The following is a 15176-nucleotide window of genomic DNA, read 5'->3' on the forward strand; positions in this document are numbered from 1 at the left end:
GTTGAACGCCTTCGAGATGGCCTTCGAAGGCCGACTCGCCGCAGCCCGCAAGTAGTCCTCAACAACCCGTGTTACACCGTTTTCTTGACAGACCCTCGCGCCGGGCTAGGTCGCCCTTGCAAGTAGTAGCCAGGTGAAGGGTTGGATCCCGCCGTCGGGGGTCCGATGGTGTTCACGGTCCGTGTGTAGTACCCGCCAGCCAGGGAAGTGTTCGGCGAGCTGGTTCGGGGCGTAGCGGGCGACCGGTAGGCCGGAGCAGCGGTCAGGGCCGTCGGCGGCGAAGGTCGCGATGATGACGTAGCCGTCCGATTGGACTGCAGCGCGAAGGACGTCGAGGTAGCGGGCGCGGTCGTCCGGGGTGGTGAGGAAGTGGAAGACGGCCCGATCGTGCCAAAGCCTATAGCGGCGTTCAGGCTTCCACGTCAGCAGATCCGCGACGATCCAGGCGACATTGCTGGCGTTCTGCCCGAGGCGCTGTTGTGTGGCGTGGAGGGCGGGCGGCGAGATGTCGAGGACGGACACATCGCGGAACCCGCGATCGAGCAGGCGGTCGACGAGCACGGAGGAGCCGGCGCCGACATCGAGGATCGGGTCGTCTGTGTCGACATGTGCGGCGGTGAGCAGTTCCAGCGACAGCGTGGGCTCGGGTTGGAACCAGCTGACCTCGGTAGTTCGCTTCTGCTCGTAGACGTCGCGCCAATGCTCCCCAGTCACAGTCGTTCCTTCCGCGAGGTCGCCCGCGGCGGCTTGGTTTTGGATCACAACGTACCGAGCGCCTCGCGCGGGCCTGTCACGCCCTTACCCGCGTTGCCGAACCTAACGCCTGGGTTTGATCGCGCGGAGCCGCTCGACGGTGCCTAGCTTGGAACGCTGGCTTTCCTCTACGACGAACCCGGCGTCTTGGACCAGTGGTAGCGGGTGGCGGGTCTGGTAGTCGCCAGCGAACCGGAGCGTCACCTTCTCCCATAGTCGTTGCAGCGTCAGGAGGAGGCGGTTGGTGGCGGCGACGTGGTCGAGCAGGAGGAGGCGCCCGCCGGGGCGTAGCACGCGGTGCATTTCGGCGATGGTGGCCCGGTCGTCGGCGACGCTGCACAGGGACAGGGTGCAGATGACCGTGTCGAACGTGGCATCGCCGTACGGCAGCTGTTCGGCGGGCGCTTCGGCGAGGTCGACGTTGAGGCCGAGGCCGGCCGCGCGTTTGCCGGCAGCGGCGAGCATCGCAGGGGAGAGGTCGACGCCGGTCAGTCGGGTGCCGGGCGGGTAGTGGGGGAGGTTGAGGCCGGTGCCGATGGCGACATCCAGCACGTCGCCCTGGGCCTGGGCACAAACCCAGGGCCGCTGGTCGCGGCCGATGAGCAGGGGTTCGAAGCGTCGCATCTGGCGGTCGTAGCCGGGGGCCATGCGGTCCCAGATGCGCCGGTTGCGGTCGAGCGGTTCGGCGGTCATGGTTGCCTCCGATGGTCAGTTGACAGCGCGACGGTACGCGCGGATGGCAAGCGGCACGCAGACCGCGGTGAGGGCTGCGGCCCAGAACAGTGCCAGGCCGACTTGCGGGCCGATTGGTTTGGCCGGCGGGCAGCGCGCCGGGACCGAGAATGTCCAGCCGTCGGCGCATGCCGCCTGAGTAGGTGGGCACAGGGCGGTCACCGACACCGGCAAGGTCGATGCGTTTCAGGACGTCGGCGGCGCGACGGCGGACCTCGCGCCGGGTCAATCCGTAGAGGAGGCCGACAATCTCGACATTCTCGCGCCCGGTCGGGTAGTCGTCGACCGCCGCTTATTGTCCGGCCAGGCCGATCCGGTTCCGCACGCCGGCCGGGTTTCGACGTACGTCGAGACCGGCGACCCGGGCCGCGCCGCCGTCCAGCGGGAGAAGCGTGGCCAGGACGCGGATCAGCGTGGTCTTGCCTGCGCCGTTGAGACGACGGCCAGGACGAGCACGACGCCGACGTGGTGCGAGGTAGCACTCCCAACCACGGGCTCAGCCTGACCCAGGCACGGCAGAACTACACCAGGTTCGAAGGCCGGTCGATGGGAGCAACCCCTCCGGCGATCGTCGCCGCTGCCGCCGGAGCCCAGCGATTCAACCAATGGACGATCCGCGTCCGGTCGTGCAGCTGCAGATCACCATCGGGCTCATACCTCAGCCAACCGGAGTGCAGCAGCCCGACTGTGGTCAACCGAGCGTTGTCAGGCCCTAGCAGCTCCAGCCACAAGTCCGGCCAACACATCCAGGCCGCGACGGCGGTGTCCGGCCGGAGCATCAGCGCTGCTCGCAGTTGGATCAGCGCCTCGGTCCCATGCTGGTCAGCGAGGACTGGCGGACGGTCACGCCGCTTGCGAGCTAGTTCCGGGCCGCCCGGGTGGTACACGCGTACCCGAGTCGTTCTGTCCAAGGTCTCCGCCACTGCACCAACAAGGTTGCCGACCACGCCGTCATCCTTCCCGACCGCAGACGTGACGATCCGTTTGAGTCCTCCCAAGTTGACAGTCTGGGAGCCACGCGTCGGAGCCACCAGGGCGGACTGGTCCGGACCGGACGGGACCGACCGCGTTGCCGAGAGCCTGAGGACCAGGACCCGGCGGGCGGCTTCCTACGGCCTGGACATGGTCTTGGGAATCTACGGATCAGAAGGCGGGTCGAGAGTCTCCACCAGGCGCCCGTCCGGGTTCAGAATCTCGTCGCGAGTCAACGGGCGAGAGCCGACCGGCTCAGGCTGGCCCAGGGCTGTCGGCCCCTGCCGGCTCCCATAGCTGGACCACATTGCCCTCTGGATCTCGCAGGCTGGCGAATCTGCCGTTCGGGTATTCCTCGGGGTCGACCTCGACGTCGATACCTGCACTACGCAGCTGGCTGACCATCGCGTCCAGGTCGGTCACTCGGAAGTTGAGTGACCAGGAGTGATCCGAGCCGCCGAAGTGTTCGGAGTCCGCCGACATTGCGGCCAGGACGGTCGGGCCGGACTGCTGCCACCATGAGGAAACGTCGTACGATTCTGGTGCGAGGGCAACGCCGAGGTGGGTGGCGTACCAGTGATTGATTCGGTCAGGGTCGTTGGCGCGGAAAAAGACCCCGCCGATGCCGGTAACCCGGTCCACAGCCCCTCCTCGACCCGAGACTCGATCTGGTCCACTTCCCAGGCTACGAGCCCGTCCAGGTGACCCCAGCCTGAACCCAGCACGTGGGGCTGGTCTGGATCGCGGCCGGAGTCATCGCGCTCGAGTTCTACGGCTTTGTCGCCACCTTCCAACTCGACCCGAACGTCGGTCGCATCCTCGCCGACGACGTCATCGGGGCCGCCATCTGCCTCATCGGCGTCACCACCATCATGTACGCCCCGCGTAGCAGCTAGCAGTAGCGCTGCCATCAGCCGCAGCGGCTGACCAACTGGCGGCACGGCCGTTCCGGGCCCGCGAGGTACCTCGATACTGCTCCGGTGGCTGAGGCGGTTGATGAGAGTGTGAGCGCCGGACCCTGGCCGCCGCCGAACTGGGAAGACGTTCGGTTGGTGGGTCCACCGGCCGAACGACTGTCCCGATCATCCGTCGTGAATGTGATGGTCAAGGCCTGGTCCGGCACGGGGGCGCGGAGGCCGGACGCCTCAGCGATGAGGAGAGTGACACGTCGTGGTGTCTCGCAAGATCAGACGGGCGCTGGCCGGCATCGCGGCGGCGACCCTGGCAGGGTCGCTGACGCTGGCCAACCCGGCTCAGGCCGATCCCAACAACAACTCGGTGAAGAAGCTCACCAAGGCGGTGACTCTGGACGGGGTGCTCCGGCATCTGGACGAGTTCCAGGCGATCGCCGACGCCAACGGTGGCAACCGGGGCTCCGGGCTGCCCGGGCACGACGCGAGCGCCGCCTATGTGGCCGGTCTGCTCGAGGACGCCGGCTATGCGGTGACCCGCCAAACGTTCGACTTCAATTTCTTCGAGGAGTTCGGGTCCAGCTTCACCCGCCTCGCTCCGCCGCCGGTGACGAACTACGTTGCCGGCACCGACTACGACCTCATGGATTATTCGGGCCCCGGTGACGTCACGGGTCTCGTCGTGCCGGTCGACATCAACCTGACCCCGCCGCGGACTTCGTCGTCCGGGTGCGAGGCGAGCGACTTCGCCGGCCTCGACCTGACCGGGAAGATCGCCCTGCTGCAGCGGGGGACCGCGCCGGGTGCGCCGACGTGCTCGTTCGGCGCCAAGGTGGCCAACGCGGAGGCCGCCGGCGCCATCGGCGCGATCGTCATGAACCAGGGCAACGGCGACCCGGTCGTCAACGCCGACCGCTACAACCTGCTCCTCGGCACGCTGGGCGCGCCGGTGGGCATCCCGGCAGTTGGGGTCTCCTACTACATGGGCGAGCAGTTCGCCACGACGCCAGGCCTGACGGTGCGGATCACCGCCGACACCACGTCGGAGACCCGGTCGACGGAGAACGTCATCGCCGAGAACACGACCGGCCGCACGGACAACGTGGTGATGGCGGGGTCACACCTCGACTCCGAGCCGGACACGCCGGGCATCAACGACAACGGCACCGGCAGCGCCGCCCTGCTCGAGATCGCCCTGCAGATGGCGAAGACCAAGACCAACAACCGGGTCCGGTTCGCGTGGTGGGGCGCGGAGGAGGCCAACCTCGTCGGCTCCACGGTGTACGTCAACAGCCTCACTGAGGAACAGGCCGCCGACATCGCGCTGTACCTCAACTTCGACATGATCGGCTCGCCCAACTACATGTTCGGCGTCTACGACGGTGACGACTCCGCGGGCGAGGGCTCCGGCCCCGGCCCGACCGGATCCGCACAGATCGAGGACGTGTTCGAAGGGTTCTTCGCGAGCCGGGGCCTGCCGACGAACGCGGCGGACTTTACCGGCCGGTCGGACTACGGCCCGTTCATCGCCGTCGGCATTCCCGCCGGTGGCCTGTTCACCGGGGCCGAAGGCCTCAAGACCGCCGCGGACGTGGCCAAGTACGGCGGGGTACAGGGCGCGCAGTACGACCCCTGCTACCACGATCCGTGCGACAGCCTCGACCCGGTTGGGGACGGCGGCAACGCGGCTCTCTACGCCCAGCTCGACGCCGCGTACGACCTCTACGGCAACGTGAACACGTTCGCGTTCGACGTCAACGCCGACGCCGCCGCGACGGCAATCATCACGTTCGCCTACGACACCTCCGCCGTGAACGGCGAGCCCCGCGCACCCGGCAAGTCGCACGGGGCGGGTCACAGCGAGGACGCCCATGGCAATGCGCTGAGCTGACGAATCACGGGTACGGGCCCGGGCCGCTTGTCGTCGGCCCGGGCCCGTTCGCTGTTCCTACTCCGCGGCGGACAGCCACGTACGGGCGCTGCTCGCCGAGGCGCTGTTCCACGCCGACCACCGGACAACCCCGGACCAACTCGACCATCACCCGACGTGCACGACCCGCGCAGGACGCTCCTCCGACTGTTGCTGTCGCGTCACGTGATCGGGCTGCCGCCAAGGCGGCTTGAGGATTGCTCCTGACCCGTCCGCGCTCTGAACTTTGCCGCTGTTGCGACCGGCGGCAGCCGCCGAGCCGCCTGCCGGGCGAGTGCCGCGCAGGCGATCCCACAAGCCAGGGATGCGGCCAACGCCGCCATCCGCGACCAGGGGCCGACGAGCGGCATCACCTGCCAGTGGGTGAGGTAGATCCAGAGCGAGCTGGCAGCCAGCACGGCGGCCGCCCGATTGATGGCCGGCCGGCTCGGCAGCCGCGGCACCCAGACCAGCAGGGCGAAGCCGGCGACGATGAACGTCTCACGGAACGGTTCGCCGAACAGACCCGGCACCGTGAGCGCCGCCGCGGCGGTGACGGCCACCCGCTGGGCGGTCCGGGTGGCGCGGGCCGCGGCCCAGCCGAGCGCGAAGAGCCAGCACACCACCACGGCCGACGGGACGTAGCCGAACGTGGCGAGGCCGGGCAGGTCGTACCGGCCGACCAGGCCGAGGGCGGCGAGCGCCAGCGGCAGGCCGAACGGATACCGCCGTTCGATCCGGTCCACCGCCGGCACGGCGATCAGCGCGGTCGTCGCCAGCAGGATGTAGACCAGCGCCTCGATGAACCAGAACTGCCACTCCGTCGCGCCGTCGTGCGGGCCGAGGACGCTGTTGAGCAACAGCACGTTGGTCAGCGTGTAGTCGCCGGTGACCACCCCGACCAGGGCGATGAAGGCCACCGACGGCAGCACGATCCGGCCGACCGCACGTACGGCGCCGCGTACCCGCTCCCGCCGGGACGCGGTGGTGAGCTGGAACCGGGCGAAGTTGAACCCGGCTACGGCGAGCAGCAGGTGCGCCCCGCCCTTGACGGTGAAGACGGGAATGTGCGAGCCGACGATGACCACGATCGCCAGCGCCCGCAGGGCCACGCTGGTCTCCAGTACGCGGTGCCGGGTCGGGCGGGCCGGCGCGGATCGGGTCAGCTCCCGGATCGGCGTCAGGTGCCAGTCCGCGGGCAGGTCGCCGAGGAGCTCTTCGAGGCGGACCGACATCTCGACGTACGACAGGGAGTCGCCGCCCAGGTCGACGAAGCTCTGGTCGGCGCTGACCTCGGGTTGGTCCAGCAGGTCGGCGTAGAGCCGGCAGAGCTGCTCGGTCCCGACGCCGGGCGCGTCCACGGCGGAGGCCGGCGGGGGAGCGGCGGTGAGGGCGTGGACCGCCGCCAGGTCCGGCTTGCCGTTGCCGAGCCGGGGCAGCTCGGCCAGCAGGTGCACGCGGACCACCCTGGCGGGCAGCCCCGCCGCGGCGGCGGCCAGGCGCCGTACCCGCTCGGGCCGGTGACCGCCCGTTGCGGCCACCACGAGCTCGCGGTCCGTCCCGACGCAGTACGCCTCGACGCCCGCCACCCGCAGTCGATCCTCCACCCGTCGCGGGTCGACTCGCAGACCGAAGATCTTCACGAACTCCGCGGTCCGCCCGACGATCTCGTAGAGCCCGTCCGACCCGCGCCGGGCCACGTCCCCGGTGGCCAGCTCCTCGACGGTGCGCCCCAGCGCGAGGTCGCTCGGCCGTTCCGCGTAGCCCAGCATCACGTTGGGCCCGGCGTAGACCAGCTCGCCCGTGTCCGGCTCGGGCCGGTCCGGCAGCGCGCGCAGCCGGAACGACCCACCCGGGATGGGCACACCGATCGCCTCCGGCCGGAGCTCGGCCAGCTCCGGCGGCAGGTACGCCATCCGGGCGGTGGCCTCGGTCTGGCCGTACATCACGAAGAACCGCCAGCCGTGGCGGCGGCCGAGGGCGGCGTACCGGGCCACCCGCTCCGGGGCGAGCCGGCCCCCGGCCTGGGTGACGTAACGCAGGTGGGGCAGGCGCATCCGGTCGAAGCCCACCCGGTCCAGCAGATCGAAGGTGTACGGCACGCCGGCCAGGCTGGTGCCGCGCTCGCCCCGGAACAGTTCCCAGAAGCAGCGGTCGGTGACCGAAAGCCCGGTGAGGATGAGCGCCGCCCCGCGCAGCAGATGGCTGTTCACCACCGACAGGCCGTAGCAGTAGTGCAGCGGCAGCGTGGTGGCGGCCCGGTCGGTGTCGCGGATGTCCAGGTACTCGGCGATCGCCTCGGCGTTGGCCTGAAGGTTCGCCGACGACAGCCGGACCAGCTTCGGGGAGCCGGTCGACCCGGAGGTGCTGAGCAGCAGCGCCAGGTCGGGGTGCAGCTCGTGCCCGGTGCCCGGGCGCCGCTCGTCGACGAGCAGCTCTCCGTCGACGCGATGGATCAGCACGTCCGGGTCGTACGCCCGGGCCATCTCGGTGACTGCGGCGTGGTCGTCCCCCGGCACCAGCAGCAGGGGATGCCCGCCGGTCAGCGCCGCCAGGTACGCGACCAGCTCGTCGACCCGGTTCGCGCCGGCGAGCAGCACCAGCCGGCGCGTCGTGCCGAGCCGGGCAGCCAACTCGCTGACCCGCGCGGCGAGCTCGGCGTAGCTGAGCCCGCCGTCGGCGGTGATCACGGCCGGCCGGTCGCCGTGCCCCGCCAGGGCGCGGACGAACGGCGCCGGCCCGGTGTAAGGGAGGACACGCATGGGCGACAGATTAGGGCAGCCTCACCTAAGAGAAAAGCGGGGGTGGCCTGCGTCATCTCCCGGCTGCCCGGCGCCCCGTCCAAGGATCAGCTTTGGGGAAATGAGCGGACGGGTGCGGGTACGGCGATACCCACCTTGTCCCCCGGGTGGGGTACCCGATCGCCGGGGACGCGCGCCACCAGACGGGTGGTCTGGCCGACAAGTTCCAGGCGGACCATGGCGTCGGCGCCCTGGTAGGTCACCGACGAGACCGAGGCGGTGATGTCGGCCGGCTCGCCCAGGACGAGTTGCTCGGGTCGGACCATCACGAGTACGTCGCCGGTGGCCGGTTCGGCCAGGTCCAGCTGCCCCAGACAGCACGAGACGGTCCGACCGACGGCCTGTCCGCCGAGGAGCATCGCGTCGCCGAGGAACCGGCCGACCTCGGGCGTGGCCGGTGCGCCGTACACGCCTGCTGGGCTGTCGATCTGGGCGAACCGACCGTCGAACATGACGGCCACCTGGTCGGCGAACGACAGCGCCTCGGCCTGGTCGTGTGTCACGAGCACGGTGGTGGCGCCTTGCGCCGCGAGAGCGGCACGGGTCGCCTCGCGGGTAGCGGCGCGCAGCGCGGTGTCGAGCGATGAGAACGGCTCGTCGAGCAGGACCACGGATGGTTCGCGGGCCAGGGCCCGGGCGAGCGCGACGCGCTGCTGCTGCCCGCCGGACAGCTCGTCCGGTCGACGCCGGGCCAGGCTCGGTGACAGGCCGACGAGCTCGAGCAACGGCTCGACCTGGGCCGCTCGCCGCCGTTCGGCCCGTGGCAGCCCGAAGGTGATGTTGCCGGCGACGTCGAGGTGCGGGAACAGTGCGCCGTCCTGTCGGACGTAACCGATGCCGCGCCGCTCCGGAGCCACCAACGTCGGTCCGTCGGTGAGCACCTCGCCGCGTACCTCGATCCGCCCGCGATCGGGCCGGATGAACCCGGCGATCGCCCGCAGCAGCGTGGTCTTGCCGCTGCCCGAGGGACCGAGCACCGCGGTCACGCCGCCCGCGCGCACCTGCAGATCGACCTGGTCCAGTACGGGCGGCCCGCCGTACCCGACGGTGAGCCCGGTGATGGAGATGCCGGCGCCGCTCATCGCTGGTCCAGGATCTGCCGGCGCAGCAGGACGGTGAGCGGGGCGGACAGCGCGATCATCGCGGCAGCGTACGGGGCGCTCGCCACGTAGTCCAACTCGTCGCTGGCCGACCAGAACGCGGTGGCCAGCGTCTCAGTGCCGGTCGGGGCGAGGAGGAGCGTCGCGGTGAGTTCGGTCGACGTCGCGAGGAAGACCAGAACGAATCCGGTCAGCGCCGATGGCAGGACCAGCGGAAGGACCACCCGGATGAGGGTACGGAATCCGGACAGCCCCAGCGAACGCGACGCCTCGAGGAGCTCGGGCGGAGCCGCGGCCAGGCCGGACCGCCAGGCGACCATGGCGCGGGGCATGAAGAGCACCGTGTAGGCCAGCACCGCGAGCGCGGCGGTCTGGTAGACCGGACGGGCCCACTGCACCGCCAGCGTCACCAGCGCCAGCCCGATCACGACCCCGGGAAGCGCGCTGGCAAGGTAGGTCACCCGCTCCAGCGCGGTCGCCAGTCGGGACGGGTACCGGTGCAGCAGCCACGCGGCGGGCAGCGCGGCGACCGACGCGGCGAGGCCCGCCAGGACCGCAAGGCCGACGGTCGAACCCGCCGCCGCGAGCAGCGGGCCGACGAACACCGCGCCGGACGTGATCGCCCGCACCAGCCAACGCAGCACCAGCACCAGCGGAACCAGCAGCGCCAGGCCGACCAGTGCGGCGAGTGCGGCGGACGCGGGGATGGTCCATGCGCCCAGGCGGTACGCGACCGGACGCTGCCGGGTGCCGGCGCCCATCCGGGCGATCCGCGCCCGGCCGCGCAGCGGCACCTCGAGGGCCAGCAGGCCGATGCAGAGCACCACCAGGACCGCGGCCAGCAGACTGCCGGCGGCGTTGCTGAACCCGACCGCGAACTGCTGGAGGATCGCCGTGGTGAAGGTGGGAAACCGCATCATCTGCAGGACGCCGAACTCGGCCAGCAGGTGCAGGGCCACCAGCAACGCGCCGCCGGTGATGGCCGGCCGCAGCTGCGGCATCGCGACCCGCAGTACCGCTCCCGGACCGGATGAGCCGAGCGACCGCGCGGCGTCCAGGTGCCCCTGGTCGAGCGCCCGCAGCAGAGCCGCGGCCGGCAGGAAGACGAACGGATAGTAGGCCAGGGCGGTGATGAACACCGCGCCAGCCAGCCCCTGGACCTCCGGCAGCACCGACGTCCAGGCGTAGCTGCTGACGAACGCCGGAATGGCGAGCGGTGCCAGGAGCAACGTGCGCCACGCGCCGGCGCCCGGCAGGGTCGTTCGCTCCACCAGCCAGGCCGCACCACAGCCCAGCAGCACGGTGATCGGTACGGTGAGCAGGACCAGGAGCATCGTGTTGCCGAGCAGTTCGGCCGTCCTCGGCCGCAGCAGCAGCCTCGACGCTTCGTCGCCACTGGCAGACGCCTGACCGACCGCGACCAGGACCGGCAGGACCATCACGGCCGCGACCAGCACGGCGGCCGCCACGACGAGCCACGGCATCCGGGTGGACCGGCGGGCGCGTACGACCTGCCGGGGCGTCGCCGGTTCGTCGTACGCGGCGGCGGGCGACTCGCGAACGTCAGATGATGCCGACATCGGTCATCAACTCAGTCACCTTGTCGGAGTTCAGCGTGAAGGGATCGACCGGCGGCGCCTGGAGGCTGTTCAACGGCGGCAGCGCGGGCGCCGAGGCGACACCGCTGCCCACGGCGTACTCCATCGACTGGGAGTCGACCAGCACCTGCTGCCCGGCCTTGCTGGTGATGAACGTCAGGAACCGGTGGGCCTCGGTCGGCTTCTTCGTCGAGGCCAGCACAGCACCTCCGGACAGCGACACGAACGCGCCGGGGTCCTGGTTGCGGAAGTAGTGCAGAGCCGTGTTGGCGCTGCCTTCCTTGGTGCCAGCCTGGTCCCGGTACCAGTAGTAGTGGTAGATCACGCCGCACTCGATCTCGCCGGCGTTGACCGACTTCATCGTGGCGATGTTGTTCTGCAGCACCCGGGCGTTGGACTTGAGGCCCTTCAGCCAGTCCGTGGTCTTCTGCTCGCCCTGACCGGCGAGCATGCCCGCGACGATGGCCTGGAAGTCGGCACCACCGGGGGCGCACCCCCAGCGGTCCTTCCACTGCGGCCCGGCGAGATCCATCAGCGACTTCGGCAGGTCGGCCTTGTCGAGTTTGGCGGTGTTGTAGACCAGCACGGTGGACCGGGCGGCGATCGAGGTCCACGACTTCGACGACGGGGTCAGCTGGGCCGGCACCTGCCGCCGGGTCGCCTCGTCCAGCGGGGCGAGCAACTTGTTCCGCTCGACCAGCGTCATCGCCGGACTGTTCTCGGTGAGGAACACGTCGGCGGGCGACGCGGAGCCCTCGGCCACGATCTGATGACCCATCGAGGCGTCGGAGCCCTTGCGGACCTGCACCTTGATGCCGGTCGCCGAGGTGAACGCCTCGGCCCACGCCTTGGTGAGGTTCTCGTGCTGCGCGGAGTAGACCTGCAGCGAATCGGGGTCGGCCTTGTACCCGTCCTCGGATTTCGACCCGCACCCCACCAGGCCCGCTGCCCCGAGGGCCCCCAGGCCGGTCAGGAACGTACGTCGACGCATGTCATGTCCTCTCTCACGAGTTGCTTCGCCGTCACGCGACGACGGATGACTGCGACCGCGGGCAGAGGCGACAGCCGCCGGCGCAGGACGTGGTTACCGACCGCACAGAACCCCAGGCCGGCGGCGATCGCGGCCGTGAACTTCATGATCGGAGAATCAAAGAACGCGAACATCTGGAACTGCACGAGGTAGATGTGCAGCGAGGCGGCCGCCAGTGCGCCGAGCGGACGGACGAGCAGCCGCGGCACCGGTAGCGCGGGCACGAGCGCCAGCACGGTGAGCCCGACCATGATCGTCAGGTTCCGTGCGGGGTCCCCGGCGAAGAAGCCGAAGGCGGCGCCAGCGGCGACCGCCACCGTGACCAGCCGGCGCTTTCGGCTGTCGGCCACCGCCATCGCGACCCCCGCCGCGAACAGCCATGCCACCGTGCCTGGCAGACCACGCAGCGGACCGTCGTACAACGCGAGCACCAGATAGCGCGGCACCAGCAGCACGGCCACGGCGATCATCGCGGTGCGCCAGGCGTCGGCGGCGTATGCGGCCCGCAGCCTCGGAACAGCCAGGACCGCGACTGTGGCAGCCATGATCACCAGGTAGGCCTCGACGAACCAGAAGTCGTTGATGTCCCGCGGCCGGGCGAGCCAGTGCACCAGCGCGACGTTCGACCAGTGGACCGTTCCGAAGCCGAACAGCATCAGCGCCGCGACGGTCACCGCCGGGACGACGACCCCGACCGCGATCCGGGCGGTCCGCCGTACGCGCTCCGCCGTCGTCGACGAGGCGAGTACGTACCTGGCGAACAGGAAACCCGCGACCGCGAGCAGGGTGTGCGCTCCGCCGGGCAGCCGGAACAACCCGACATGACTGCCACAGATCGTCACCACCGCCACGCCGCGCAGGACGACGGTCGTCTCCACCCGCGCCAGGGGACGCCACCGGGAACGCGGCACCCGGTCGGCGAGCGTGATCAGGTCGCGCACCGGGCGGTGGTGCCAGTCGGACGGCAGGTCACCGAGCAGACGCGTCAGGCCGACGGACGCCGTGACGTGGCTGAAGGAGTCGCCGCCGAGCTCGACGAACGACCGATCGGGGTCGACGCCACCGGGGCCGACCAGCGGCTCCAGCACGGCGACCACCGCGGCGGCGGTCTCTGCCTGCTGGCCGGGGGCCTCCGTGACGTGCAGCCCGGCGCTGCGCCGGCGGTCGATCTTGCCGTTGGGCAGCAGCGGGAGGTCGTCGACGGCGCGGACCGAGATCACCGACCGGCCGAGACCGGAGACCTGCGCTGCCTGGTCGCGAACCTGGTCGGGGGACTGCGCGCAGCGCCGGTAGGTGACCTGAAGCTGATCGTCGCGGCCGGTGACGCAGGACTGCAGCCCCTGGCCGCGCAGGGAGCGCTCGACCTGACCGAGGTCGATCCGGATCCCCATGATCTTCACGAAGTCGGACCGTCGCCCGACGATCCGGACCAGGCCGTCCGCGTCGATCCGCGCCAGGTCGCCGGTCCGCAGCTCGGTGTGCATCCGGCCCAGGGCCAGGTCGTCGGGCTGCTCGGCGTACCCGAGCATGACGCCCGGACCCGTGAACACGAGCTCGCCAACCGCGCCGTCGGGTGAGCCCACCGCTTCGTCGATTCCGGCCGCGTCCAGCCGGAACGCCGACCCGGCGATCGGCCATCCCACCGCGTCCGGGTATCGCTCCGACAGTTCTGGTGGCAGCACGGCCATCCGCGCGGTGGCCTCGGTCTGGCCGTACATCACGGCCATTCCCCAGCCGGCCGCGCGGCCCCGGGCGGCCAGCTCTCGTACCCGCGCGGGCGGCAACGCGCCGCCGGCCTGGGCGAGCAACCGGAGCGACGGCAGACGATCGAGCACACCCTGGACGTCGAGCAGATCCACCACGTGCGGAGTGGCGGCGACCAGGGTCACCCGGTCGCGGCGCAGATCATCGGCGAAGCCGGGGTCGGTCACCGACCCGGGCCGCAGCACCGTGGTGGCACCGGCGCGGAGCTGGGCATGCAGCACCGACAGCCCGAAGCAGTAGTGCAGCGGTAGCGAGGTGACCGCACGGTCGCCCGGCGTGATCGACAGCGCGGCCGCGATCGCCTCGGCGTTGCTGAGCACGTTGCCGTGGCTGAGCCGAACCAGCTTGGGTGACCCGGTGCTGCCCGACGTACTGAGCAGCAGCGCCAGATCCGGATGCAGGAGGTGCCGCGGTTCCCCGGTGTCGCTGCTCGGCGTCGCGGGCGCGAAGGTGCCATCCGGACGGAGCCACAGGTCGGGCTGGTAGACCGCGGTGATCGACCGATGCTCAGGCGGGGTGACGAGTGCCACGTGCCCGGCTGACATCACTGCCAGATAGCCGAGGACCAGGTCGCGATGCGGGGCCAGCGGCACGTGCACGAGCCGCCGGCCGGCCTGTACGGACGGCAGGCTGGCCGCGAGCGCAGCCACCCGGTCGGCCAGTTCCCCGAAACTGAGATGGCCGGCCGAGTCGATCAGGGCAGGGTGGTGCGTGTCGGCAGTGTCAGACACTGGGACGGCGGCGCGCACCCGCCGGGGATCCAGCAGAGACACGGTAGGTGAGGCTAACCTAATCAACCGTGGCTGTCCAACCGTCGACGACGAGCAAGATCACGGTGTTCACCGTCGGTCTGACGGCGGCGCACGTCGGGCTATTGAAGGTGCTCGACGACCGCGAGCGGCAGCGTCTCGACAGCATCGTGCCCGAGGCGGATCGCGCTCGATTCCTGCTCGGAGCGGCACTGCTGCGCACCGTCGCCGGCTCGATGCTCGACCTGCCCGCTGACGCGGTGACGGTGGACCGCACGTGCTCGCAGTGCGGCCGCTGGCACGGCCGGCCGAGGCTGCCCGGCACCGTATTGGAGATGTCGGTGTCGCACAGTGGCGCGGTGGTGACCGTTGCGGCCCTGCCCGGCGGCGGGCGGGTCGGAGTCGACGTCGAGCGGATCGGTGACCGGCCGGTGCGGGAGGTGGTGGCCTGGACGATCGCGGAAGCCCGGTTCAAAGCCGGTGGCGGATCGGGTCTGACGCTTCACCGGCTGCCGCCCCCCGCGCCTGGGCACGTGCTGACCGTGGCCACCGACCGGGCCGGGGCCACCGTCGAGGTGGTCGACGCGACGACCCTGCTGCTGCCATCCAGGTGAAGATTCGGCCATGACGGCGGCGTAAGAAGCCGATCGAGGGCCCCCGTACTTCTCGCCGGGCCATCGGTCGGGGCGGCTATGGCCGTCGACGACCTCCCGTCCGAGGCCGGAACGTCGCCAGGACCTTGGCGATGCCCACGCGATGCCGATCATGCTCAGGCAGAGCGTGACCGGGCGAGCCACGTGCCCCTCAGGCCTCCGGCAGGCTCGTCCCCAGCTCGGGGTACCGGGTGGGCTTCTTCT

The 15176-nt window shown here is 70.6% G+C and carries 11 protein-coding genes; 3 read left to right on the forward strand and 8 right to left on the reverse strand.

Going from position 1 to position 15176, the window contains the following annotated elements:
• Positions 1-105: 105 nt before the first annotated feature.
• From ABZV78_RS00855 to ABZV78_RS00865, 3 genes are all read right to left on the reverse strand, one after another.
• On the reverse strand, positions 106-714 hold the full coding sequence (locus tag ABZV78_RS00855; RefSeq protein ID WP_355634693.1) for a class I SAM-dependent methyltransferase: 609 nt from the start codon (positions 712-714) through the stop codon (positions 106-108).
• 102 nt (positions 715-816) lie between these two features.
• Complete coding sequence (locus tag ABZV78_RS00860) at positions 817-1446, reverse strand: class I SAM-dependent methyltransferase (RefSeq protein ID WP_355634694.1); 630 nt, start codon at positions 1444-1446, stop codon at positions 817-819.
• A gap of 1266 nt (positions 1447-2712) precedes the next feature.
• Entirely contained in the window at positions 2713-3099 is a 387-nt protein-coding gene (locus tag ABZV78_RS00865) for a VOC family protein (protein ID WP_355634695.1), read from the reverse strand.
• Positions 3100-3182: 83 nt separating this feature from the next.
• Between ABZV78_RS00865 and ABZV78_RS00870 the strand changes: the two genes are divergently transcribed.
• Positions 3183-3353 carry a hypothetical protein gene (locus ABZV78_RS00870; protein ID WP_355634696.1) on the forward strand — a complete coding sequence of 57 codons (171 nt, stop codon included), beginning with the start codon at positions 3183-3185 and terminating at the stop codon, positions 3351-3353.
• Between the two features lie 274 nt (positions 3354-3627).
• Complete coding sequence (locus ABZV78_RS00875; protein ID WP_355634697.1) at positions 3628-5259, forward strand: M28 family peptidase; 1632 nt, start codon at positions 3628-3630, stop codon at positions 5257-5259.
• Between the two features lie 200 nt (positions 5260-5459).
• Here the strand turns inward: ABZV78_RS00875 and ABZV78_RS00880 are convergent, their stop codons facing one another.
• From ABZV78_RS00880 to ABZV78_RS00900, 5 genes are all read right to left on the reverse strand, one after another.
• Positions 5460-8039, reverse strand: a complete 2580-nt coding sequence (locus ABZV78_RS00880; protein ID WP_355634698.1) for a non-ribosomal peptide synthetase — start codon at positions 8037-8039, stop codon at positions 5460-5462.
• A gap of 86 nt (positions 8040-8125) precedes the next feature.
• Positions 8126-9160: an ABC transporter ATP-binding protein gene (locus ABZV78_RS00885; protein WP_355634699.1), complete on the reverse strand. Its 1035-nt coding sequence runs from the start codon at positions 9158-9160 to the stop codon at positions 8126-8128.
• Positions 9157-10758, reverse strand: a complete 1602-nt coding sequence (locus ABZV78_RS00890; RefSeq protein WP_355634700.1) for an iron ABC transporter permease — start codon at positions 10756-10758, stop codon at positions 9157-9159. The genes ABZV78_RS00885 and ABZV78_RS00890 overlap by 4 nt, the downstream gene beginning before the upstream one ends.
• Positions 10742-11767 carry an iron ABC transporter substrate-binding protein gene (locus tag ABZV78_RS00895; RefSeq protein ID WP_355634701.1) on the reverse strand — a complete coding sequence of 342 codons (1026 nt, stop codon included), beginning with the start codon at positions 11765-11767 and terminating at the stop codon, positions 10742-10744. The genes ABZV78_RS00890 and ABZV78_RS00895 overlap by 17 nt, the downstream gene beginning before the upstream one ends.
• Positions 11746-14343: an AMP-binding protein gene (locus tag ABZV78_RS00900; RefSeq protein ID WP_355634702.1), complete on the reverse strand. Its 2598-nt coding sequence runs from the start codon at positions 14341-14343 to the stop codon at positions 11746-11748. Before ABZV78_RS00900 ends, ABZV78_RS00895 begins: the two co-directional genes overlap by 22 nt.
• Before the next feature lie 26 nt (positions 14344-14369).
• On the opposite strand from ABZV78_RS00900, the gene ABZV78_RS00905 reads away from it, so the two are divergent.
• On the forward strand, positions 14370-14933 hold the full coding sequence (locus ABZV78_RS00905) for a hypothetical protein (RefSeq protein ID WP_355634703.1): 564 nt from the start codon (positions 14370-14372) through the stop codon (positions 14931-14933).
• Positions 14934-15176: the final 243 nt, after the last annotated feature.

Origin of the sequence: Micromonospora sp. NPDC004540 (genome assembly GCF_040610095.1) — a bacterium.
In the GTDB taxonomy this organism is placed as follows: domain Bacteria; phylum Actinomycetota; class Actinomycetes; order Mycobacteriales; family Micromonosporaceae; genus Micromonospora.

Coding starts and splice junctions, on each gene's coding strand:
- ABZV78_RS00860 (WP_355634694.1), bottom strand. CDS start 1,446: ATGACCGCCGAACCGCTCGACCGCAACCGGCGCATCTGGGACCGCATG.
- ABZV78_RS00880 (WP_355634698.1), bottom strand. CDS start 8,039: ATGCGTGTCCTCCCTTACACCGGGCCGGCGCCGTTCGTCCGCGCCCTG.
- ABZV78_RS00885 (WP_355634699.1), bottom strand. CDS start 9,160: ATGAGCGGCGCCGGCATCTCCATCACCGGGCTCACCGTCGGGTACGGC.
- ABZV78_RS00890 (WP_355634700.1), bottom strand. CDS start 10,758: ATGTCGGCATCATCTGACGTTCGCGAGTCGCCCGCCGCCGCGTACGAC.
- ABZV78_RS00895 (WP_355634701.1), bottom strand. CDS start 11,767: ATGCGTCGACGTACGTTCCTGACCGGCCTGGGGGCCCTCGGGGCAGCG.